The organism is Chitinophaga niabensis (genome assembly GCF_900129465.1).
Lineage (GTDB): Bacteria > Bacteroidota > Bacteroidia > Chitinophagales > Chitinophagaceae > Chitinophaga > Chitinophaga niabensis.
On the sequence record NZ_FSRA01000001.1, the window covers coordinates 2131127 to 2155421 of the forward strand.

The window sequence follows — 24295 nt, forward strand, 5'->3', positions numbered from 1 at the left end:
TTAAATGGAGGTCGATTTTCTTTTCATCAGCAATGATTTTAAAATAACATGTTTATCTTTTGAAGCAGACTTGCTTTTTTTATTGATGATGTTCAATAATTCTTTTGCGGCGGCCTCCCCCATATCAAAGGCAGGCTGTGTGATGGTTGTTAAAGAGGGATTCAGGAGAGAAGCCGTCTGCAGGTTAGAGAAGCTGATGATCTTTATATCACGCGGGATCCGCAGGTTGATCTTCTCGCAGACCCTGTAACAGATAACCGCCAGTTTTTCCACAGAAGCAAAGATCCCGTCAGGTCTTTCCTCTACCAGCATCTTCTCGATGGTCTCAAAGGTTTCCTCATTTTCATTACTGCATTCAACGATCAGCGGGTGCTGCTGGGTAGAACCCTGCAACGCATCCAGGTAACCATTCATCCGGATCTTTCCGATGGAAATATTCTTATGCACCTGCAGGTAAGCAATCTTTTTACAGCCTGCGTCTATCAGGTGGCGGGTAGCAGTTACAGCACTTTCATAATTATCCGAAGTAACTTTAACACTGTCCAGGTTATCACTCACCCGGTCAAAAAGCACCAGCGGGATGCCATTTTTGGTAAGTTCCAGTAAATGGCTATTGTCGTTGTTTTCCCGGGACATGGATAATAATACCCCGTCCACTCTCCCATTCGCCAGTGTATTGATAAAGGATACTTCCAGTTCATAATCACCGTGCGTGAAATAAAAGAGTAAGTAATAACCCTGTTCCTGGGTTACTTTTTCTATACCGCCAATTACAAGAGAAAAAAAATCATTCACCATTTCAGGAATAACCACAGCAATAGTCTTTGTTTTTTGCCCCCTCAGGCCACTCGCATTGGGATTAGGTTGGTAATTTAATTGTTTCGCTAAGGCAAATACCTTCTTTTTAGTGTCGGCGCTAATTTCATAACTGTCCCTCAATGCACGTGATACTGTAGAAATGGATAAGTTTAACTCCTTGGCCAGTTGTTTGATATTAACTTTACTCATGATTTGAATCCACCTATTAATATAAAACTATTAGTTGGAACTACCAATTACGATGCCCCCTTTTCACGGAAACGTTTCCGTAAATAAATCCGCAAATTTACAAAAAGCCTGATTCTTTTTTATAACATTACACCTGCGCGTCAATGTTGTCCACGTTACAAGCAAACCAAAACTATAAGAACAAATGCCTGCATTAAGCTGACCATACCTGTTTAACATACAGTAAAATCGCATACCCACTGTCCTTTTCCGGCCGGGGAGGATAGTTATTCATGGGTTCTAATCAATACGAGCTATGTGTATGCTGCACAGAGATGGAACTTCCTGTGCCTGCTCATTCCAGATTTTTAACAAGAATTATTACGTTATGGAAAATTTAAGAAAGCGGAAAAGAGCCTTCTCCAGCCTGCGGCGCCTCTTTGGGGTTATTTTCTGCCTCCTCTACCTCCCCGTTCTGGGCGCCACGGGAAACAATTATGAGACCATCACCATTACCGGAACTGTTACTTCATCTGATGGCAATGCCCTTCCCGGCGTGGTCGTGCAGCTGAAAGGAAGCGGTACCAATGCCATTACCGGCAAGGATGGTCATTTCTCCATTAAGGCCGATAAAGATGCTGTACTCGTCTTTACTCATCCTGAATATGCCAGGCGGGAAGAATCGCTCACAGGCCGCACTAAATTATCCGTGGTGTTGAACAGCGGCACGGGCAATAACAAAGACAGTGTTTATATCAACACGCTCTACAATAACCGCCAGCTGAAGCACAACGTAACAGGTGCCTATTCACAGATCTATGGGCAACCTATAGAAAACAACCCGGTGATCAATAACGACAACAGGATGCAAGGCCTGCTTCCGGGCCTTTTTGTGATGCAGAACAATGGGGAGCCCGGGGATGAAGGCGCCTCCCAGCTGGTTCGTGGTAAACGTACCTTCAGGAGTAATTCCCCGATTGTACTGGTGGATGGATATGAAAGGAGCATGGACTTCCTGGATCCCAATGAAATAGCCACCATCACTGTTTTAAAAGATGCGGCGGCTACTGCACAGTATGGATTACGTGGCGGCAATGGCATTATACTCGTTACTACTAAACGCGGGGAGGAAGGCAAGATCAAAGTGTCCCTCAACGCCCGGGCCGGTATCAAAGCCCCTACCACAGAACCAAAATTCCTCAACTCCTTCCAGTATGCTACGCTTTATAATGAAGCGCTGACCAACGACGGAGCTGCCCCAAAATATAACGCGGCAGACCTTGCCAAATATGAGAAAGCTTCCCAGGGGATCTATGAAAATGAGATGGACCGCTATCTCTATCCTAATATCAACTGGTATGATCAATACATGAATCCAACCACTGTACAGCAACGCTACAGTTTAAATATACAAGGCGGTTCCAGGGTGGCGAAATACTTTATCTCTGCCGGGTATACGGATAACTCCGGTTCCTATAAAGTGGATAAGAACGCCAACACTTACAACACCAATGCGGATTTCAACATGATCACGCTGCGCTCCAATGTGGATATTACCGTAAACAAACGGTTCACGCTCACATTAGATATTGCCGGAAGACAGGAACAACGTACCTATCCCGGCTCAAGAACAGATGCAGCACTGCGTGTATTCCGCGCCTTATACAAAACACCACCCAACGCTTTCCCCGTATTTACACCCGGCGGCCAGTTGGGAGGTACCAAAGACTTTAAAGACAATCCATACGGCTTGCTGAATAAACAGGGTTATTCCCTTTATTATGTGCGCAGCATGTTTGCCACCTTAAGAGCAAAACATGATCTCGATTTTATCACACCCGGCCTTTCCCTGAGAGCCAATGTGGCGTTCGACAGCTGGTACGATCAGAACACCAACCGCAGCAAAAGCTTCAAAGTATACGATCTGCGCCAGCCTAACGGCACAGTGGAATACCTGCCCAATGGCAATATCAAGTATGTTGAAACCGGTTCTGATACACAAATGTCATCCGGCGTAGAATACCCTACCACACAGCGCGTCTTTAATACAGATGCCTCGCTGAACTACGACAGGGAATTCGGACGTCATGCCATTTCTGCTTATGTAGCCATGGCGCAGCGGATCTTGTCGGATGAAAACGATGGGAACGTTCCCAGGGCATATCTTGGTGCAAACGGAAAAGTATCCTATAGTTATAATAAACGTTACCTGGCGGAATTCAATTTCGGTTACCAGGGTTCAGAGCAGTTACTGGCTTCCAATAAATTCGGGTTCTTCCCCGCTGCTTCATTGGGCTGGGTATTGTCCGAAGAAAATTTCCTGAAGGATAACAAGTGGGTGAATTTCCTGAAGCTCAGGGGATCCTACGGTATTACCGGTAATGACGACCTGGGCGGATATTTCCTCTGGTATCAGAAATATGCATCTTCCGGTGGTGTGAACTTTGGTTATACTTCCATCTCCTATCCGGGTTGGAATGAAAACGCATTTGCGCTGAATAATGTTACCTGGGAAAAAGTAAAGAAAACAAACATAGGAATAGACGCGGTGCTGGTAAAGAATAAAGTGAACCTTTCCTTCGATTATTTCCATGAGCGTAACCAGGATATCATGATCCAGCCTGCGCTGCCAAATATCATGGGTATCCGCTTCCCTGACTTCCCTATCGGTATCATTGAGAATAAAGGTTTTGAAGCTTCCCTGGGGTATACAGACAGGATAGGTGACCTGGAATTCTCCATCAATGGTATGCTCTCCAAAGCAAATAATAAAGTAATAGACAGAGGAGAAGAAAAACAACGTTTTGCTTACCAGGCCCGTACCGGCCGGCCACTGGATGCCATCTTCGGACTACAGGCATTAGGCCTGTTCCGCGATCAGGCAGAGATCAATGCAAGCCCTACACAAACTTTCGGCGTTGTAAAACCGGGAGATATAAAATATAAAGACCAGAATGGCGATAACCAGATAGATGCTTACGATGAAGTATACCTTGGCCAGGGCAATATGCCAGATCTCCAATATGGCGCAGGCCTGGGATTAAAATACAAGGGTTTTGACATGAATGTGCTGTTCACAGGGCAACAAGGCACACAGCAAAACATGACAGGGGAAGCCATCTGGGAATTCCATGATAATGGCACCGTACGGGAGCATCACCTGGGAAGATACAATCCCGGAGACGCTGCCAGCTGGGAAAATGCCACCTATCCACGTTTATCGCTTTCCAATAAAGCCAATAACCAGCGTACCTCCACTTACTGGTTAACCAATGGGGCAATGGTAAGGCTGAAATCTATGGAACTGGGTTATACCCTGCCAGCAGGCCTCACCTCCAGGATAAAGATCGAAAAGATCCGCTTCTATGTGAACGGTTATAACCTGCTCACCTGGCAATCTACTGATCTGATGGATACAGAAGCGCGTTCAAGCCATTATGTGGTGTACCCGATCCAGCGCATTATCAATGGCGGCTTAAACGTAACATTCTAAACTTATTATCATGAAGAAGTCTACTTTAATATTCACGATAGCTGCGATGTCAGCAGGGGCGATATTCAGTTGCAAACGCCCTTTGTATGTAGTGCCGGTGGAATTTAAATCGGCGGAAGATATCTTCTCCGATTCTGCACGCGCCGAGTACTTTATAAACAATGCCTATACAGATATGCCGGCAGAAGTATCCAACAGCTACAACTGGCTGGATGGTAACGCCATGCTGGCATCTGCTTCAGATGAAGCCATGCATATCTCTACCAATAAAACCACACCCTCTGCCGCACAACGCATGAGTGCCGGTAACTGGAACCCTTCCAATATGCGGTATTACCGTGCAAGTGATGGAGCCGGAGAAATAGGCTCCTGGCTGAAATGGGGTGGCTATCATGGCAACCGGAAAGCCAATACTGTTTTAAAGAATGTACACCTGCTTCCTACCACTACAAGTCAGCGGTTCAGGAACAGGATCAAAGGAGAAGCCCTTGTTATCCGGGCATTACATCATTGGTTCATGTTCCAGAAATGGGGTGGTATCCCAATTGTAGACAAATCCTTTGAAGCATCTGATGATGTGCTCGTACCAAGGAGTTCCGTAAAGTCTGTGATCGACTTCATCGTCAATTCCTGCGATGAAGCTATTGCCCTCCTTCCCAATGATCCATATACAGAACCCAGTGAAGTAGGCCGTATAGACCGCGGCACCTGTATGGCGCTGAAAGCAAAAGCATTACTGTATGCTGCCAGCCCATTGTATAACCGTGCGGGTAACGACAGCCTCACTTCTTATGGAAATGTAGATATCACCCGCTGGGAACTTGCCGCTAAAGCAGCACAGGATGCAGTTGACCTCAACTGGTACCAGCTGTACAAACCTACTGCCAATGGCCAGCAGAACTATGCAACATTATTCACTGCATGGGGAGCAGGTACCGGTAACAGGGAGCTTATCTTTGCCCGTTTAAGAACACCGAACAGGGATACAGAAAACGACAACTTCCCCGCCGGGTTCACCAATGCAAAAGGTGGCACCTGTCCATCGCAGGACCTGGTGGATGCCTATGAAATGGATAACGGCACCATTTTCAGCTGGGCCAATACCACACAGGCAAAAGACCCATACCTGAAAAGAGACCCGCGTTTCTATGCCAGCATTATCTACAACGGCGCCAAGTATGCCAAGTTTGCCAACAAAACCAATTATACCTTCTCAACTTATGATGGTGGCGAAAATGCAACAGGGCTGGCAAAAAGTGAAACCTCTTATTACCTGAATAAATTCATGGACTATGCCAACGTAAATCCCGCAGGTGCTACAGGTTCTGCTTATCATAACTGGATGTATTTCCGTTATGCGGAAGTATTGCTGAACCTTGCCGAAGCAGGTAATGAAGCGGGCGGGCCAGGTTACTCCGCACCCGGAGCAACCAACCCCATGACTCCCGTAGCTGCATTAGACCTTATAAGAGCGCGTGCAGGTATGCCCACAGTACAAACTTCTTTTGCTAACAGGGGCCTGCCTTTAAACAAGGAAAACCTGCGCGAATTTATCCGTAATGAAAGACGAATAGAACTGGCCTTTGAAGATCACCGGTATTATGATGTACGCAGATGGATGATCATCGAGCAATTACCCAAATTCATCAAAGGCTGCCAGATCATCAGGGCTGCTAATGGTACCCTCACTTACAAGCCGGATGTAGTAGTGGAAAACAAAGTGTTTGAAACCAAACATTACTTCTTCCCTATCCCGCAAACAGAAGTGAACCGGAACCCTAACATGAAACAAAATCCGGGCTGGTAAGCATACAGTTCTTACAATTAAAATTCAGAAGGATGAAAAAAATATTATTGATCACCTTACTTCTCTTCATATCCCTGACGCAGTTATTCGCACAGGGGAAAGTGATCACCGGCAAGGTGATAGACAGTGATGGTGAAATACTGATAGGTGCCAACGTGATGGAAAAAGGCACTACTAACCGGGCCATCACAGATCCAAAAGGAGAATTTAAACTGACGCTTACCGGTGCGAGTCCCGTGCTGCAGATCTCCTATGTAGGATATCAGACACAGGAACTGCCCATCAAAGGTCAGGCAATCGTTCACATCACCTTAAATTCAGACGCTACCAAACTGGGAGAAGCTGTGGTAGTTGGTTATGGCACACAGAAGAAAGCCAGTGTGGTAGGAGCCATTTCCCAGGTGAAGGCAGAAGAGCTGCAGCAGTCTTCCACTCCCAACCTTTCCAATGCCATCGCCGGCCGTGTGTCTGGCGTGGTTACCATTATGGGAAACGGTAAACCCGGCAGTGATAATGCGGAGATCTATATCCGCGGTATGGCCACCACCAATACCACGGCACCACTTGTACTGGTAGATGGTATCGAACGGGAATGGCGGCAGATAGATCCGGTAGACATTGAAACATTTTCCGTACTGAAAGATGCATCCGCTACGGCAGTGTATGGTGTACGTGGTGCAAACGGCGTTATCCTCATCACTACTAAACGAGGCGTAAAAGGAAGACCGGTATTGAGCATCTCTACACAGGCAGCTGCGCAACAATCTATCCGCACACCCAAATACCTGGACTCTTACAACTTTGCTTTATTGACCAATGAAGCATTGACCAATGAAGGAAAACCGGCGGAATATTCCGCCAGCGACCTGGAACATTACCGGCTGAATAATTCACCCTACACGCATCCGAACAATGATTATTACAACGACTTTGTAAGGGATGCCTCCTGGCAGCAGATGACGAACGTGAACGTAAGAGGAGGAAATGAAGTACTGGCTTATTTTATTTCTGCCAACCACCTGCACCAGGAAGGGATCTATAAAGATTTCCCCAATGCGCAATATAACACCAACACCAATTTTGAGCGCTATAGTTTTCGCTCCAACCTAGACTTTACCGTGAACCCCACCCTGAAGATCGGTGTGGACCTTACCGGCAGGTTTGAAGTAAGAAAGCGGCCTAACTTTGGAGACGATAACGGAGAGGACCTGTTTGACAAGCTCCGCAGGCTGCCACCCAACTGGGCGCCGTATATCAATCCGGATGGTACTTTAGGTGGCCGTTCTGATGAATCGCGCCTCTCTCCTTACGCCCTGCTTTCTCAATATGGAAACCGTGAAAGGAACACCAATGTGCTGGAAGGTGCATTCACCATTAAACAGGACCTTGGCAAGATCCTGAAAGGTTTGTCCTTCCGCTCGCTCATTGGTTTTAACAGCAGCTATCAAAGCCGCCGGGATATTGTTGAGAAAGCTACAATGTGGGAATACAACCGCTTTGGCAGTTATATCCTCAATAGAAACCCTACCGAGATCTCCATATCAACCGGCAAAGGCCCCGGCAGGAGGAGAGAATCTTTTGAGGGCGCATTGAACTACAACCGCACTTTTGGTGATCATGCCGTTACCGCTATGGTACTCTATCAGCAAAGTCAGTATTTTGATGAAGCAAAAGTACCTACGGGGTATTTAGGCTGGGTAGGCCGGGCCACCTATGCATACAAGAACAAATATCTCTTTGAAGTGAATGCCGGTTACAACGGCTCCAAACAATTTGATCCCAGCAGGCGTTATGGATTTTTCCCCGCGGTATCAGCAGGTTGGGTACCATCAGAAGAACGCTTCTGGAAAGACAATATCCGCTTTGTGAATTACCTGAAAATAAGAGGTTCTTATGGTGAGATCGGTAATGACCAGATCGGGAACTTCAATTACCTGTATGAGCAACGTTATCTCTACGTACCCGATTCAGATGGCTGGAAATATGTATGGGGAGAGAATGCTTTCGGCGAACGTGGTATAGTTGAAGGGCAACCAGGCAACGCCTATGTAACCTGGGAAAGGGCCAAGAAATCAAATATTGGTTTCGATGCAAAAATGATGGACAGCAAAATATCTGTTACCGTAGACGTGTTCCACGAGAACCGGAGAGACATTCTGGCGATCCCCTATTCCGTTCCCCTGTTATTTGGTATGAACAATCCACAGGGTACTGTTAGAACAGACGGGCAGGGCCTTCCTCCTGAAAACATCGGCAGGGTGACCAACAAAGGGATAGATATGGAACTGGGTTATAGTGACAAGATCGGCACCTTCGGTTACTTCATCAAAGGTAATTTCACTTACTCCCGCAACGTAATAGACAGGATAGATGAAGAAGGTAAAAAATACGACTGGCAAAAAATAGAAGGGAAACAGATCGGTCAGCACTTTGGCCTTACAGATATGGGCCTGTATTCCAGGAATGATTTTCAGCTGGATGGAAATGGCGAACTATTACTCGAAGGTGGATTCCCTGTGTTGAAAAAAGATATAGCCCTTCCCTCCTATGGTGTTGTATACCCCGGAGATATCCGGTATAAAGACCTGAACGGTGATGGCATTATCGACAGTTATGATGTGGGAGCCATCGGTAAAGGCAGGGTACCGCAATACATTTATGGTATCTCCTTCGGCGCAAACTACGCCAACTTTGATATCAGTGTATTGTTCCAGGGCGCAGGCGGAGCAGATATGTATTTTAAAGAAGATGCCGTATGGGAATTCTTTGCACTGGGTAAAGTAATGGAGCATCACCTGGGCAGGTACAATCCAAATGATCCTTCTTCATGGGATAAAGCTACCTACCCAAGGCTGCACCCCAGCGAGAATACCAATAATCACCAGAAATCCACTTATTGGTTATCCTCCCGCAACTACCTCCGGTTAAAGAATGTGGAAATAGGATACAACCTGCCTAAATCACTGCTCTCCAGGGCAAGGTTCTCCAGCGCACGGATATTCGTCAATGGTACCAACCTTATCACCTGGGACAAGATGTTGAACTGGGATCCTGAATCCGGTAGTGAAACAGGTAACTCCTATCCGCAATTCAGAACATGGAACCTGGGGGCAAGAATTTCCCTGTAATGTTTTATTAAAACGAACGATCATGCAACAACTGAAATATATACTCACCGTTATCTCTTTTTGCGCAGTGTTCACTTCCTGCACAAAAGACGGGGCAGGTCTGCTGGATAAAGCAGAGTCCGGCGACCTGAATGAGGAAAGGGTATTTACCAATGCAAAATACACCAAGGAATTCCTCACGGATATCTACCGCCGCATCCCTTACGGATGGGACGATAACGTTTACCTGGATGCTTCTACGGACGATGGGGAAGCACGCCCCTGGTGGGGATGGGTGAACAACATCCATGTTGGCGCCTACAATCCTACCAGCATGCCGGATAAATTCAAACGCTGGGCGAATTACTATGCTGCTATCAGGGCATGTAACCTCTTCCTCAGCAAAATTGACGGCGCGCCCATAGATGCAGAACAATACATGAATTCTGAAGAAGTAAAAGAGCGCATGAAATATGAAGCAGTTTGCCTGCGTGCTTATTACTATACAGAACTGGTACGCTGGTATGGTGGCGTTCCCATCATCACCAAAGTACTCACACGCGATTCTCCGGAACTCTATTCCAAACGCGCCAGCCTTGCCGAGATACAGGAGTTTATACTCAAAGAGTGTGATTCAGCCGCAGCGCATTTGCCTGCAAGGCAAACAGGCGTTGATTACATGCGTGTTACCAGCGGTGTGGCCAAAGCCATTAAAGCCCGTTTACTCCTGCACCTCGCAAGCCCGCTGTTCAACAGTACCACGGCAGGCCCTGCCAGCCCATGGTCATGGGGAAGTTATGATGCTAACCGCTGGAAGAATGCCGCAGATGCAGCCAAAGCCGTGATGGACCATAAAGATGAATTAGGTGCCCCTGTTTACAGCCTGGTTGTAAAAACAGAAGCCAATAACTACTTCGGTGCAAAAGTTACCTATCCCGGCTCTTATAAAGCTATGGGCTGGTTCAACGTATTCATTACAAGGGTGAATACAGAAATGATGCTGGCTTATGGTAAAAAAGGAACTACCAACGAGCTGGATAAATGGCAGCTGCCAGGTGCCATGCAAAAAGCAGGTGATGCCTCTTATACACTGCCTACTTACAACTATGCTGCCTGCTTTGAAACCAAAGACGGTATTCCTGTATATGTAACGGATGAATATGGCGTGCCTGTAATAGATGCCAACGGGCAGTTCACCGTGAACCCCGCTTCCGGTTTCGACCCTCAGAAGCCTTACATCAACAGGGATTCCCGGTTCTATCATTCCATCTGGTACAACGGCTCCATGTTTGGCGGCACTACCTTTAATCCATGGCGTAGCGAGGATGGTTCTTTCGGACAGGAATTCCTCAGCGGCTATGCACATACCGGCCTCTTCCTCCGTAAGTTTATGGATCCCAAGAACATCTCCCTCAGTAACGGCGTAACCGGGCAAACCAATCACAACTTCCCTTTATACCGTTATGTAGAAATGCTCCTGAACTATGCAGAAGCCCTCAATGAGTTCCTGCCGGACGGGGCTTCCCGTATGGAAGTGATCCAGGCGCTGGACCAGATCAGGCTCCGTGCAGATATGCCAAATGTGAACACCACCTTTACCACCAACGGCTGGAATGTGAACGACCAGAAACAAATGCGCAAATTCATCCGTAACGAACGCCGGATAGAACTGGCCTTTGAAGAACACCGCTTCTTTGATATCCGCCGCTGGCTGATCGGTGAGCAAACACAAAAGGTGGTATATGAACACGATATCTTCAAAAAACTGGATGGTTCTTTTGTGTACACCATAAAGGTTTGGGAAAGAAGGGTATTCCAACCCAAACATAACCTGTTGCCTTTACCGCAATCAGAAGTGAACAACAATCCTAATATGCAGCAAAATCCGGGTTGGTAAATTTAAATTGTATTGATCATGAAAAAAGTATTTGTAATTTTCATACTGGCACTCGCCGCTTTCAGCAGTTGCAAAAAGGATGACTTCTACGCGAAGTTTGTTCCTGAAGTGCTGTTCTACGAAAAGGATAAAGTGGAGAACGCGGATTTTGTTACCACCACACTGCCCGCCGGCACCACGCAATGGACCGTAAAAGCAAGGGTGAGCGCTCCCATGAAGCTGAAGGAAATAAAACTGTATAAAGGGCAGGACCTCCTGGAAACTTATACAGACTTCCTGCAAACACCCACCGTATTCAATGTACAAAGGGTAGTAACAGGTATTACAGCTGAAACCACCATGAAGATAGTGGCGGTGGATGCAGACAATAAAAGCACTACCAGAACTTTTATCATTAAAGTAAACTAATCACATGAAAAAGCCGCTTTGCTTAATAGTGAGCTGTACATTACTTTCCCTTGCAGGTTTTTCGCAGGAAAACACGCTCACGGCAAAAGAGAAAAAACAAGGCTGGACGCTGCTTTTTGATGGCACCAGCACGAATGGATTTACAACACCCGGCGGCAAACCTGTTCCCGCAGGATGGCAGGTAAAAGATGGCAGCCTTACTGCCATTAAAGGCGGCAAGGGTGGTGATATTATCACTACCGGAGAGTACAGCAACTTTGAGCTGTCCGTTGATTACAACATTGAACCCGGCTGCAACAGCGGTGTTAAGTACTTCTTTACAAAGTATGAAAAGGGCGGTAACCTGGGCATGGAATACCAGATCCTGGATGATGCACTGGCAGAAGACAACAAACTGGAGAATCATCGTGTCGGCTCTTTTTATGATGTAATGCCTGTGGCAGTACCTGACAAAAAAGTGAACCCACCCGGTCAATGGAACACCATTCGTATTGTATCTAAAAAAGGGAAAGTGGAACATTGGCTGAACGGGAAAAAGATCCTTTCCTTCACACGCGGCGATGCTGCATTTTCAGCGGCTGTGGCCAAAAGCAAATTCAGCAAAGCAGAGCCGGCCTTCGGCACAGTGGAAAAAGGCCACATCCTTTTACAGGAACATGGCGGACAGGTATCCTTCAGAAACATTAAGATCTTAACATCAAAATAATACCATGGAGAAAAGACGCGATTTTATCAAGAAGCTCGCATTAAGTTCCGCAGGTTTCGCAATCGGTAACTCAGCACTGGGTTTTAGTGCTAAGAGCTATAAAAATATCATAGGCGCCAATAACAGGATCAGGGTATCCATTATTGGCGTGAATGGCCGTGGCAATGGCATGGCCGGTGTTTTCGCAAAACAGAAGGATACGGAAATAGCTTCTATCTGTGATGTAGACAGCAGGGCCATTCCCAAAGCCATTAAAACAGTAATGGCCACCGGGCATACCAATACTCCCAAAGGAGAAAAAGATCTCCGCAAGGTATTGGAAGATAAAGGTGTTGATGCCATCTACACCGCCACACCGGATCACTGGCATGCACCTCTGACCATTATGGGATGCCAGGCAGGCAAACATGTGTACGTTGAAAAACCTTTAAGTCATAATCCTCACGAAGGCGAAATGGCTGTTGCAGCAGCGCGGAAGTATAACCGTGTAGTGCAAATGGGCGCGCAACGCCGCTCCGCTCCCATCCTTACAAAAGGTATTGAAGAATTACACAATGGCGTTATCGGAAGAGTATATTTCGCCAAAGCATGGTATACCAATACCCGCAAATCAAATGTACTCAAACCGGCAGAAGTACCGGATTGGCTGGATTATGATCTCTGGCAGGGGCCCGCTCCCCGCAAGCCTTACAAAGATGGTCTGATCCATTACAACTGGCATTGGTTCTGGCATTGGGGTACAGGCGAAGCACTCAACAACGGCACGCACGAAGTAGACGTGGCGCGTTGGGGGCTGGGTGTTGAGTTCCCTACACGCGTTAGTTCTGTAGGAGGCCGTTACCAGTTTTCAGATGATTGGGAAACACCGGATACACAGATCGTTACCATGGATTATCCCGGCCGTGTTTCGCTCATGTGGGAGAACAGGAGTTCTAACGGAAGGAAGATCGAAGGACTCGATCGGGGTGTTATTTTCTACGGCGAGAAAGGCAGCCTGGATACCGGTGGAGACAACTACAAAGTATATGATCTGGACGGCAAGCTGATCAAAGAAGGAAAGACCGCCATGAAGGAAAGCGAAATGGACGGGCGTAATACTTCCAGCCCAAGTTTAGGCCTGGATAACCTGCACGTAATGGATTACCTGGATGCTATCAGGAATAACCGCAAACCGAACTGTGATGTTGAGCTGGGGCATAAGAGCACAGTGGCGATGCAGCTGGGTAATATCTCCTGGCGTGTTGGCCGTGATCTCAAGGTAGATCCTAAGAACGGGCATATCATTGGCGATAAGGATGCGGAGAAATTGTGGCGCAGAAGTTATGAGAAAGGTTGGGAACCGAAGATATAAGCGATACAAAAAGGGCTGAGCAATTGATGCTCAGCCCTTTTTGATATGAGAGGTAAAGTTATCAAAGATGTCTATCCTTAATGTAGCAAATCCCCACTCCTATGCGTTCTTTGTACCTTTTTCCCTAACCCCCGTTTTGCTACATCAAAACACCATTAACAGGCGTAAGCCTTTCCGGTATTTCTTTATCATCCATCATTTCCCGCAGGTCAATTTCTATATTACGGCAGATGGAACTCATGGGAATATCCGTCAATGCATTTTCAAAAGGGTTCTCGCTCAGGTCTCCTACTGCCTCCATGGCATTAAATACCCAGTTCACGATAATGCAAACGGGGAATAGAAGCCAAAGGGCGTTTGGCGTATGACGGGCAATTTCTGCAATCAGCCCGAATGGTAAAAGCATAATAAAGATATCTACGAACAAGCGGCTGAAAACAGCATACTGCCTGGGGAATGGATAGTTTTTTATACGCTCGCAGCCACCCTGCTGGTTGTACAGGTCCGTGATAACATTGGTAAGGTTGGCATGTTCAATATTATCTATCACGCCTTGCTCCTTGAGATATTTTATATCCCTGCTTTGCAGGTGTAACAGGTGTGTAGCAGGGTTCACTTTGCTGGTTGCGTAAGTTCTTTCATCCTCTCCACAGAACTTATCCAATGTTTCCCGCATCACCGTTCCATAGTCCTGGTTATCTTTATACTGTATGCTGGATATATAACTCTGATAATACTTTTGGGTCCATACCTTGTTCCGCCTTAATTGCAGCCTGAGAGCATTACACCAGCCAATGTGCCGCATTACCATGTGCCGCGCCATGGCCCGGATCTCCCGGTTTGCGTTATTACCTGCAAGATCAAGCACCATGGCAGCCCATACCCTGCTGGCATTGGTGATACTTCCCCATAACCGGCGCCCCTCCCACATCCTGTCGTACGATGAATTGTTTTTGAAGCCTACGTAAAAGGCAACGGCTGTGCCTATAACGCCAATAGGCAAAAGGGGGATGATCGCTTCTTTAAAACCAAATACCACATACAACACATAAGCCACAACCATTGGCGTAACGTGTATCAGCAATTGAACGTAAGAACGGGGCAGTACATACTGTAGCTTCAGGGTCCGGTTTGTATACATAATGAAAGGTTTAGTCTACTTATTATCAAGCCTGAAAAAAGAAAACTGTGCATTGTCTTTTTCATTGCCGCTGTAATGTAATCCCGGTCGGGGACTCCTGTCCCATTGGGGAAGAAATTTAACATCTACGTCTGCGGCCAGCTCAATCCATGATGCCTTTTCTGTTTGGTAGAAAAAGCTGCAGGTCTTGTTCGGAGACATGGAAATTTTCAGTTGGGTAGTTGATGGCTGTACCCGGGCGGCTTTAATAATTACCCGTTTGTTCTTCTCCACCTTCCACATTTTAACGCTGTCCCCTTCAACACCAATCCCTATGGCAGCATTTGCATCGCCGTAAATGGTAAGTCCTTTTAGTGCCTTATTACGGTTAACCACGGCGGTGGTCAGATCAAAGTTATCTGATGTAGGCCGGACTGTTAATGCAATACCGGTGAGGTTATCTTTTGTTTGCTTTCCGGATAAGCGCAGCATGCCTTTCTGCAGTTTATACGAAGGGGTGGCATGCCTGAAATCCCATTGCCAGTGGCGGTCAAGACTATTCCCATCTGCTTTGGCGGCAGTGTTGTTGGGCAGCAATTGAAGCAAAGGCCAGCCTGTGTACTCCTGGTAGATCAGTTGTGACATCAGTGCTTCGCGGCCTGTAAACACATCGCTCTTTTTATTGTACGCGTGGTGCAGGTAATACATAACACCGTCTGCCGAAGGAACAAAAGTTCCGTGCCCCATACATTTCCATTCATCCTTCTCGCTAAGGATCGGGTTACCATTAAAGTTTTGGTACGGGCCTTTGAAGTTCGCGGAACGGGCAACGCTCACGTTATAGCTGCATCCCTGCCCGCAGCAGTTGCCGGCTGAGTAGAAGAGATAATAGTAGTTATTTATTTTCAGGATACTTTGTCCTTCCATGCCTGCACGGCTGGTATCCTTCAGTAAAGTGAAATATTCACCTTCCGTTTTAAGTCCGTCTGCCGATAACCTGGCCCCTAACAGCTCAATTGGCCTGTCGTCCAGGCCATAGGCTTTGAAGGTAATGTAAAGCTGTCCGCCATCGTTAAAAACAAAGGCATCGATGGCTTCCTTTCCGTGTTCAATGATGATACCGTGGTCTGTAAATCCCCGGTCCGGGTGTTTTGAAGTTGCCACGCCGATGTAAGAGCGGTTATCAGATTTTCGCCTGGCCGTATAGTAAATGTAATAGGTGTCTCCGATCTTGTAGTATTCGGGCGCCCAGAAAGAACCGGTTGTCCATTCAGGGGCTTTATCGAAAACATAACCTGTTTGATGCCAGTCTTTCAGATTGGATGATCTGTAGATGGGGAAATAAGGCGCCCATTCTGAAGAGGTCCCTGTTGCATAATAAACACTGTCCACCCTTATTATGGATGGGTCTGCCAGATCACCCGCGATAGTTTGTGCATTAAGCAGGGTGCATTTCAACAGGCAGATAACAGAGAATATGATTTTAATCCTGTGCATGTAGTTCCGATTAAAAATATGATACGCGCTAAATACTATATCCCAATTCCCCCACGCGGTGTTTAAACCACAGGAATGTACCTATTGCTGATACAAGCGATAACCCGATCATCACCCAATATATTACACGTTGCCCTTGCGTCATCTCCGCGGGCTTTAAAGCGGCCGGCCGTATTATCAGAAGATAAAGGCCAAACACTACTAAAAATGGCCCTATGCCCACTCCCTTATAGGAATAGCTTAAGTTATCCTGCTTCTGAGCCATCGCCTCCAGGGGCCGCCAGATAAAGTAATAGATAAAACCAATGCCGCCTGCAAGGCTTAATAACCCGTATAGGATAGATCTGTTACCGCTGGGTGGAGTGCTCATGGTTTTATTAATTGGTTTATAATGCCGGCAATATACGCACCTAATGTTTTAAATGTATGTAAAAACCACTTTTTTGCATCTGATCATAAACGGCCATATGAACTTCCTTTTTATCCTGTTATCCACCTTTGGGAACTATACTCCTCCCCTGACCATTCATGTGCTGGTGGCGTTGTGTGACAATAAGTACCAGGGCATTGTTCCTGTGCCGGCGAAGATCGGTAACGGGCAGGATCCTGCCAATAATCTGTACTGGGGATGCGGATATGGGGTTAAAACCTTCCTGAAAAAACAGCCTGAATGGCAGCTTATTAAGCTGATCAAACAGCCTGCGCCTTATGTTCATGAGCGCCTTGTTTTCAAACATCGCGTACTTCGGGATGTTCACCTGGTTGCAGATGCTTATGATGGTGCCCGCATGAAAGAAACGATCACCTCCTTTTTGCAGTATGCGTCAGGGCGTAATGCTCTTGATATTCCATTGGATAAAGATACCCTGCATGCAGGAGGAGATGCCCGTTTGATCTGCTTTGTAGGCCACAATGGTTTAATGGATGCAGCGTTACCCGCTTATCCTGAAAAAGCAGATGATCGAGCGCGCGATGTAGCCATTTTCGCCTGCGCCGGTAAGCAATACTTCTCCGGACCTCTTCGCAGAACAGGTGCAAACCCGTTGATCTGGACCACACACCTTATGTCTCCCGAAGCTTATACCCTGGATGCGATGATAGACAGTTGGCTGCAAAAGGAAAAGCCTGCGCTTATCCATGAAAAGGTAGCCCAGGCTTATCACCAATATCAGCATTGTGGATTGAAGGGGGCCAGGAGACTTTTTGCTACAGGGTTTTAGGCTTTACTGCTCCAACAACCTATAAGCAATCCCGCACCAATCCCGTATCATTCCCGTATCAATCCCGTATCAATCCCGTATCCATCCCGTATCAACCCGGGGTACCTGACAAAAAAACATGCTCAAATATCCTCAATTGACATCAATTCCATCATAAACCCTCTATTCCCGCAAAACACCTCAATTCCCGCAAAATCCACTTAAAAACCTCAAAAACCACCCGCTGATTTTTCCTGCCTGTATCCTCAAACTACCTTCGAAGGAAGAAACAGGCAATCTCCCTTCCGCGAAAAAAATTCCGGAAAATAACCTAAGACTAATGAACTCACGAAAGAAGTACAATAAATGCTTACATACAAAGAAAGGAAACACCGTTTTTTCTTTGTTAACAACTTTGATCTATAAATGTGATGGAAGTCTTCAGTGTCATCTACTTAATCAACGTCACCGTTCCCCTGAACAGAAAACTCGTCCCATCCTCACAAATTGTCTCTATTGCATAAACATAGTTGCCCATCGGCGCTATCGAACCCTTCCAGTTCCCATCCCAGCCCGCACTTGCAATGTTCATCTGAAAATGTGTTTTCTCAAACACCAGACTGCCCCATCTGTCATAAATGCGCAACGATGCTACTTCTTTGATCCCACGCCCTTTAGGATAGAACCATTCATTCATCCCGTCCCTGTTAGGTGTAAAGGCAGTAGGCAGGAACACCGCTCCCCTGTCACAGGTTACCATCACCACTACTTCATCCGTAGCCTTACAGCCGTAGCTATTTTCCACCTCCACTTTATATTTGGTGGACAAGTTTGGTGAGGCCAAAGGTTTAGGACAGGTGGCACAGTCTAACTGATCCGGTGGCGACCACTTCCATTTTATAATATCCGGGCTACCTTGCCCATACAGCGTTACAGGCATCCCCGTCATCCTTATCCGATCCGGTCCCGCACTAACGACAGGCGCTGGATGTACACTTACCACCAGCGATGTATCATGTGTAAAGCAACCATCAGCATCATAACCGGTCACAGCATAGGTATAGTTACCTGCTGCTTTGATAGTGGCATGTGGATAAGGAATATTAGCAGCATTCAGCCCCTCTCCCTTCCATACATAGTGATCTGCACCCTTTACCCATAAAGGCAACACATACCCCAGGCACATGATCGTATCCGGTGTAGCCTGTATCTTAAACGGCTGCGCCACACGAATGCTTACATTATCCGTATTACTGCAACCATTGGCATCCGTCACACTCACCTGGTAAGTAGTGCTTACGCGGGGAGCCGCCACAGGATCAGGTGCCTGCGGATTGCTCAGATCTGGCGCCGGTGACCATAGATAGGTAATACCGCCACCAGCACTCAACGTTGTGCTTTTGCCCAGGCATATGACGGCAGAAGCTGCAGCAGCATTGATCACTGGTTTAGGTTGTATCGTAATATTGTGAAGCGCCGTATCACTGCAACCGTCCTTGCTGGCAACAATAAGTTGTACTTCAGAACGCCCCGCTTTGTTATATGCCTGTTCAGGAGGTCCCTGTACATTACCCGTATTGCCATTGCCAAAATCCCACTTCCAGGTAACATCACTCACTTTACTCACCGCTCCGCTGAAACTTACCTGCTCATCCTGGCAAGCTTGTAAAGGCGCAGTGATTGTGGCTACGGGTTTAGGATAGGCATACACCGTTTTGCTTACGGTTTGCGTACAGCCATAAGCGGTAGTAGTAGTAAGCGTAAAATTAAACGCCTGTGTTTTATCCAGGAAAAAACGAGGTGTGGCAGTGGCATCATCTTCCACCTGCAGCCCTGCATCAAATGTCCATTTGTATTCCGCCTCTTCTTTCAGTTCATCAATGGAATAGCTGTTGAATTGTGGCGCAAAAGCAATCCAGCCTTCGTCACATACAAATTCCGGTGTAGATGTGAGCTTCACATCCAGCTTATCTATAACAATGGGATCCTGCAGGAAAGCTGTTCCCTTACAACCTGCCTGATCAGAGAGGATGAGGCGCGGCTTGTAAATGCCGGGATCTTTGAAAGTATGTTTAATAGTACTCTCAGTTGTTGTAGTAACAATCCCATCCGTAAAATCCCAGGCAAAATCAACAGCATTTAAGGCACTTACCTGGAACTCGATCTCTTTGGAGAGGCAGCCACCCTTCGAAGACGTTGTAATGGTTGCATAAGGCCCTTTAACTTCTACTTCCTCCTCATATTCATCCTCGGTACCTGCATCACCTACCACTTTCAGTTTCACTTTATATTTCCCCGCATAGGTATAAGTATGAGAAGGATTACTGATAGTAGCAAAGCTGCCGTCACCGAAGTCCCAATAGGAACTGGTGGCGTTAACAGATGTATTGGTAAAACGGGCTATCACGGGTGGGCAACCACTGTTATTTACGAACGAAGTACTCACCGTAAAACTTGCGCTGACACTGGAAACTTTGATCTGTTTCTTAGCACTGTCTGAACAACCCAGGTTGTCTTTTACCAGCAGCTTCACTGTGTAAACACCTTTATCAGGATAGGATTTGGACGGACTGTTCTGTGCAGAGAATGTATTATCTCCAAAGTCCCACTCGTAGGTGGCATAACCACCTGTTTCACTCGTGTAATTATAGAACCATACATTACCACCCGGCCGTATCAGTGAAGCGCTTGGTGAAAAATCCGCATTAGGGCCATTCACCTGGAGATAGGAACCGGAAAAGGAGCTGGTACAACCATCCTGGTCCGTAACAGTGAGCCTGGGATAGAAATAACCGGACTTACTATAAGTATATTTGAAAGGAGCTGCGGTAAATACCTTTGTGCCGGCGCCATCCCCGAAATCAAATGCCCAGGTTTTTATAGGTTTCCCTTTTGAAACATCTGTCTGATCAACAAAGGTCAGTTCTGTACCCCGGCATTCCAGCACCGGCGGCGAAAGGAATTTAGCCACCGGCCCATGCACGTCCACAACAACCCCGTTGCTGGTATCCGTACATCCCTGGAAGTTATACGCTATCATGCGGATGGTATCCTTGCCAGGTTTGAGATTAGTAAAGAGCGCCGTTTCATAATTGCTGTAATTATACCAGTCCCCGCGTGTGCCATCTGAAGAGATCCACGAATAACTGTACTGGCCATAGATAGTTCTCTCTGCAGACACCAGGCTGGCCTTGAGTGTTTCATTGCCACACAACGATGCTTTGTCTGCAGTAATAACAACAGGCGAAGGTGCATACACATTAATGTTCATCGAGTCCGTACTGGTACAGGTGCCGTCTGAAACAGTGAGCCTTACCTTATACGCACCTGTTTTATCATATTTATGTTTGGCAGGTGTTGTTTTTGTAGTGTAGGTATCTTCCTTTCCATCTCCCCAACTCCACTTCCAGCTGGTAATGGTACCGATAGATTGTTCATCAAAGACCATCTCCGTACGGTTATCACATTTAACAGGCTGCATCGTGAAACGCGGGAATGGGTTTACGGCTTTGATATATGCCGTTTTGGTGACCGTTTCCACACAGCCATTATTTGAAACAGTCAGGCTTACGGTATAAGTGCCGGGCTGCCTGTAGCTGTGTGCAGTATTCTGGGTATAGTCACCATAACCGTCCCCGAAATTCCAGGTCCAGTTAAAGCCTACATCTGTAGTTCCGTTGAAATACACCCAGTTGTTACCGCAGATCTGGGGAGCTTGCGGGGATGAGAAATCAGGCTTTGGCTTTTTATATACCCGGATCTCATTGAAGGAATATAGTCTCACGGTTCCTTTACATCCATTGGTTGTTGTATAGGTAAGTTTTACCTGGTATGTGCCTGCTGTATTATACGTATGCGATGGGGTGGCAGCTGTGGATTTGGGGCTGCCATCACCAAAATCCCATTCATAAGTGGCAATGGCGTCTCCGGTACTCACATTACTGCTAAAAGAAGGCGTTATTCCTTCACAGCCACTGGCGATACTTGCGTATGCATATACCTCCGGTTTCACCACATTCACATAACGCTCTGCTGTACTGGAACAACCGGATGCATTGCTGGCGGTAAGTTTTATATTAAAATACCCCAGGTTGCTGTAAGTAACAGAAGGATTTTGCTGCGTGGAGGATTGCCCGTTGCCAAAGCTCCAGCTCCAACCTGTGGCCCCCTGCGATTTGTCTGTAAACTGAACAGTAGCAGGCACGTCACAGATAGCGGTCTGGTCACTCACAAAATCAGCCCTCGGTGCAGGTTTTACTTCAAGGTCCTTGGTCACCGATTCACGGCAGCTGCCATAGTCCGCCGTCATGGTCACCTTTACGATACCGGCGCCGGCAGGATAATAGGAAGCAGAAGTGCCATAGTAATAATTGATATAACCTTTGTCGACACCCCAGGTAATATTGTTTGCCTGCGGGCTGTTAGCAGCGGTAAAGCTGGTTCCGGAAACATTCTCGCAGATGCTGGCCGGCATCTGAAAATCCGTTTTAAAATTGGCTACATTGATATCTTCGGAGGTTTTGGTGGCGGTACAGCCTTTATCACTGGTAACAGTGAGCTTAACCTTGTAAACACCCCTGGTGGCATAAGTATGCGGGGCAGGGCTGGCTTCTGAAGCAGTACCGCCATCGCCAAAATCCCATTGATAGCTCAGAGTACCAGGCCCGGTAGTAGTGTTGGTGATAGTCAATGCTCCGGGTGCGGAACAAAGGAATTTATCAGACACGCTAAAATTGGGAACCAGGGACGCTGCCGCATCCACAATATTGCTGATCTGCTTTGATGCTGTACAACCATTACTGTTAGTGACGGTGAGCGTAACTGTGGGTGACAGGGCGTTGTTATAAGTATGCACAGGCATACTGCCGGAACCGGTAGTACCATCCCCGAAATCCCAGCTATAGGTGGTAATAGTACCATTCACCGGGTTGGACTTGTCCGTAAAAGTAACGTTGAAAGGAATACAGCCTTTAGCCGGGCTGGCGGTAAAATCCGGCTGGGGTTTCTCCCATACGGTAACCGTCTTTTCTATACTATTGGTAGCCCCGGCAGCGTTCTTCACAGTTAATTTTACCTTGTAGGTACCGGCAGTTGTATAGGAAGCACTGGGGCTTTGCTGTGTAGAGGTAGAACCATTTCCGAGGTCCCATTGCCAGGAAACAGGCGTGCCCGTTGAATTATCAACGAATTTAGTGATCAGGCTTTCGCAATCACTGGTTTTAGTGGGAGTGAATTCCGCCTTTAACTGCTGTGCATGTGCAGAAAAAAGCATGAGGAAGAACACAGTAAAGGTACAGGCTGCTTTGGTAATTAGGGACATGAAAAACAAGTTCGCGCCGGGAAAATAAGCATAAATTTCAATCCCGGCAATGATGATTGTTACCCGGCTTTTACAGGCCTGTAAATCACCCTTTTACGAACCACGCAGGATCTTCTCCATCTTCCTGCCCTTCGCCAGCTCATCCACCAACTTATCTAAATACCTCGCCTGCTGCGTTAAAGGGTTTTCGATATCTTCTACACGGTAGCCGCAGATCACCCCGGTTATAAGATGTACGTTAGGGTTGAGCGAAGCCTGCCGGAAGAACTCCTCAAAAGTCACTTTTTCTTTTATAAGTTCCTGCAGCTTCTTGTTGTTGAAGCCTGTCAGCCATGTTATCACTTCATGCAATTCTTCCTTAGTTCTGCCTTTCCTTTCTACTTTTTCAACATACAGGGGATAGACCGAAGCAAAGGTCATTTTTGCGATACGCTGATCTTGTTTGTGGGAATTGTCCATACCTTAAAGATACAAAGAAGCCCGAATTACCGCATGTGGCTTTATCTTTATTGCACAACCCCAATCTGCCTGAAAGTATTAATTACTTTTTTCGAGATGATGGCATTTCCTTTATCTGATGGATGTAATCCATCATAAGTAATATTTACTGCCTGGGGTGGATATGGATATTCATCATTTTTGGGATCAAATGGTATCGTAGTGAATTCCGGATAACGATAATTTACATATTTACCGCTGCGGGGATCTTTTAAACGCTTGAAGTTCACCATATGCTCCAGGTCAAGCAGCGGATCATGATACAGATCGATAACGGGTATATTCTCCATCTTTCCGATAGCGATCACCGCGTTGGCAAACGCTTCCAGTGATTGCCCGTTTTTAGCTTTATATGAACCATGCGCGTTATTATTGGCATCAAACAAATAAACAAAATCATTACGCTGCATAGGCGTAATGAGCACGATTTTCGCGGCCTGGTTCAACTGGCGTATCTTATCGATGATGATCCTGAATGAACCAAATACAGAATTAGTGCCTGTATTGTTCTTGTAATCATCGATGATCCCTACAGGCCGGCCACCCCACCAGTCATTTGTACCAAGGAATACGGTGTAAACATCTGCTTTCCCCAGCCCCAGATCTTCGATCTTGCCGGCTATATCACTTGACTTCCAGCCGTTATGTCCCTGGTTGATATAAAGCAGGTCAGGTAACCCCTCCACCACGCGGCTTAAATAACCTTTGGCAACACGATTGCCTGTTTCATCCGGGCGATCGTTCAGGTAGGTGATAGAGTCACCGATCGCCACCCAAACCGTTTGCTTTTCAGTAAAGGAAAAAAGGAACAATGTTCCGATGATTATGAATGTTCTTATCAGCATAAGGAAACCAAGATAAAAAGAATTGCAGGAAAAAGGTTACCAGGAATTGCCTGAACAGGG

15 protein-coding genes are annotated in these 24295 nt (G+C 46.6%); 8 read left to right on the plus strand and 7 right to left on the minus strand.

The window, feature by feature from the left end; all coding sequences use genetic code 11:
* Positions 1-1008, minus strand: coding sequence for a LacI family DNA-binding transcriptional regulator (locus BUR42_RS08240; RefSeq protein WP_074238772.1), 1008 nt, complete (start codon positions 1006-1008; stop codon positions 1-3).
* A gap of 367 nt (positions 1009-1375) precedes the next feature.
* Here BUR42_RS08240 and BUR42_RS08245 point away from each other — a divergent pair, with 367 nt between their 5' ends.
* Genes BUR42_RS08245 through BUR42_RS08275 form a run of 7 tightly spaced genes read left to right on the plus strand, consistent with a single transcriptional unit; the run spans position 1376 to position 13756 of the window.
* Positions 1376-4480 carry a SusC/RagA family TonB-linked outer membrane protein gene (locus BUR42_RS08245; protein WP_159442239.1) on the plus strand — a complete coding sequence of 1035 codons (3105 nt, stop codon included), beginning with the start codon at positions 1376-1378 and terminating at the stop codon, positions 4478-4480.
* A gap of 10 nt (positions 4481-4490) precedes the next feature.
* The gene (locus BUR42_RS08250) at positions 4491-6287 is read left to right on the plus strand and encodes a RagB/SusD family nutrient uptake outer membrane protein (protein ID WP_084185460.1); all 1797 of its coding nucleotides are present in this window, start codon (positions 4491-4493) and stop codon (positions 6285-6287) included.
* Between the two features lie 32 nt (positions 6288-6319).
* Positions 6320-9415, plus strand: coding sequence for a SusC/RagA family TonB-linked outer membrane protein (locus tag BUR42_RS08255; protein ID WP_074238775.1), 3096 nt, complete (start codon positions 6320-6322; stop codon positions 9413-9415).
* A gap of 22 nt (positions 9416-9437) precedes the next feature.
* On the plus strand, positions 9438-11291 hold the full coding sequence (locus tag BUR42_RS08260) for a RagB/SusD family nutrient uptake outer membrane protein (RefSeq protein WP_074238776.1): 1854 nt from the start codon (positions 9438-9440) through the stop codon (positions 11289-11291).
* A gap of 18 nt (positions 11292-11309) precedes the next feature.
* Positions 11310-11699 carry a hypothetical protein gene (locus BUR42_RS08265; protein WP_074238777.1) on the plus strand — a complete coding sequence of 130 codons (390 nt, stop codon included), beginning with the start codon at positions 11310-11312 and terminating at the stop codon, positions 11697-11699.
* Between the two features lie 4 nt (positions 11700-11703).
* A complete protein-coding gene (locus BUR42_RS08270) occupies positions 11704-12405 on the plus strand; it encodes a 3-keto-disaccharide hydrolase (RefSeq protein ID WP_074238778.1) in 702 nt (233 codons plus the stop codon).
* 4 nt (positions 12406-12409) lie between these two features.
* Entirely contained in the window at positions 12410-13756 is a 1347-nt protein-coding gene (locus BUR42_RS08275) for a Gfo/Idh/MocA family protein (RefSeq protein WP_074238779.1), read from the plus strand.
* Positions 13757-13895: 139 nt separating this feature from the next.
* Here the strand turns inward: BUR42_RS08275 and BUR42_RS08280 are convergent, their stop codons facing one another.
* Genes BUR42_RS08280 through BUR42_RS08290 form a run of 3 tightly spaced genes read right to left on the minus strand, consistent with a single transcriptional unit; the run spans position 13896 to position 16743 of the window.
* On the minus strand, positions 13896-14897 hold the full coding sequence (locus BUR42_RS08280; protein ID WP_074238780.1) for a bestrophin family protein: 1002 nt from the start codon (positions 14895-14897) through the stop codon (positions 13896-13898).
* Positions 14898-14912: 15 nt separating this feature from the next.
* The gene (locus BUR42_RS08285; RefSeq protein ID WP_074238781.1) at positions 14913-16373 is read right to left on the minus strand and encodes a family 43 glycosylhydrolase; all 1461 of its coding nucleotides are present in this window, start codon (positions 16371-16373) and stop codon (positions 14913-14915) included.
* A gap of 28 nt (positions 16374-16401) precedes the next feature.
* Positions 16402-16743 (minus strand): hypothetical protein, encoded by a 342-nt coding sequence (locus BUR42_RS08290; protein WP_074238782.1) that lies wholly within the window; start codon positions 16741-16743, stop codon positions 16402-16404.
* A gap of 73 nt (positions 16744-16816) precedes the next feature.
* Between BUR42_RS08290 and BUR42_RS08295 the strand changes: the two genes are divergently transcribed.
* Positions 16817-17593, plus strand: coding sequence for a hypothetical protein (locus BUR42_RS08295; RefSeq protein ID WP_143197385.1), 777 nt, complete (start codon positions 16817-16819; stop codon positions 17591-17593).
* Positions 17594-18023: 430 nt separating this feature from the next.
* On the opposite strand, the gene BUR42_RS08300 is transcribed toward BUR42_RS08295, so the two are convergent.
* From BUR42_RS08300 to BUR42_RS08310, 3 genes are all read right to left on the minus strand, one after another.
* On the minus strand, positions 18024-22892 hold the full coding sequence (locus BUR42_RS08300; protein WP_200798234.1) for a PKD domain-containing protein: 4869 nt from the start codon (positions 22890-22892) through the stop codon (positions 18024-18026).
* Positions 22893-22985: 93 nt separating this feature from the next.
* Positions 22986-23351 carry a DUF2200 domain-containing protein gene (locus BUR42_RS08305; RefSeq protein WP_074238783.1) on the minus strand — a complete coding sequence of 122 codons (366 nt, stop codon included), beginning with the start codon at positions 23349-23351 and terminating at the stop codon, positions 22986-22988.
* Positions 23352-23398: 47 nt separating this feature from the next.
* Complete coding sequence (locus tag BUR42_RS08310) at positions 23399-24235, minus strand: SGNH/GDSL hydrolase family protein (protein WP_074238784.1); 837 nt, start codon at positions 24233-24235, stop codon at positions 23399-23401.
* Between the last annotated feature and the right edge of the window lie 60 nt (positions 24236-24295).

Bases quoted from the DNA above. Each gene is read 5' to 3' on its own strand.
- BUR42_RS08240 (WP_074238772.1), bottom strand. From the start codon at position 1,008: ATGAGTAAAGTTAATATCAAACAACTGGCCAAGGAGTTAAACTTATCC.
- BUR42_RS08310 (WP_074238784.1), bottom strand. From the start codon at position 24,235: ATGCTGATAAGAACATTCATAATCATCGGAACATTGTTCCTTTTTTCC.
- BUR42_RS08260 (WP_074238776.1), top strand. From the start codon at position 9,438: ATGCAACAACTGAAATATATACTCACCGTTATCTCTTTTTGCGCAGTG.
- BUR42_RS08280 (WP_074238780.1), bottom strand. From the start codon at position 14,897: ATGTATACAAACCGGACCCTGAAGCTACAGTATGTACTGCCCCGTTCT.
- BUR42_RS08255 (WP_074238775.1), top strand. From the start codon at position 6,320: ATGAAAAAAATATTATTGATCACCTTACTTCTCTTCATATCCCTGACG.
- BUR42_RS08245 (WP_159442239.1), top strand. From the start codon at position 1,376: ATGGAAAATTTAAGAAAGCGGAAAAGAGCCTTCTCCAGCCTGCGGCGC.
- BUR42_RS08250 (WP_084185460.1), top strand. From the start codon at position 4,491: ATGAAGAAGTCTACTTTAATATTCACGATAGCTGCGATGTCAGCAGGG.
- BUR42_RS08290 (WP_074238782.1), bottom strand. From the start codon at position 16,743: ATGAGCACTCCACCCAGCGGTAACAGATCTATCCTATACGGGTTATTA.
- BUR42_RS08265 (WP_074238777.1), top strand. From the start codon at position 11,310: ATGAAAAAAGTATTTGTAATTTTCATACTGGCACTCGCCGCTTTCAGC.
- BUR42_RS08285 (WP_074238781.1), bottom strand. From the start codon at position 16,373: ATGCACAGGATTAAAATCATATTCTCTGTTATCTGCCTGTTGAAATGC.
- BUR42_RS08275 (WP_074238779.1), top strand. From the start codon at position 12,410: ATGGAGAAAAGACGCGATTTTATCAAGAAGCTCGCATTAAGTTCCGCA.
- BUR42_RS08305 (WP_074238783.1), bottom strand. From the start codon at position 23,351: ATGGACAATTCCCACAAACAAGATCAGCGTATCGCAAAAATGACCTTT.
- BUR42_RS08270 (WP_074238778.1), top strand. From the start codon at position 11,704: ATGAAAAAGCCGCTTTGCTTAATAGTGAGCTGTACATTACTTTCCCTT.
- BUR42_RS08300 (WP_200798234.1), bottom strand. From the start codon at position 22,892: ATGTCCCTAATTACCAAAGCAGCCTGTACCTTTACTGTGTTCTTCCTC.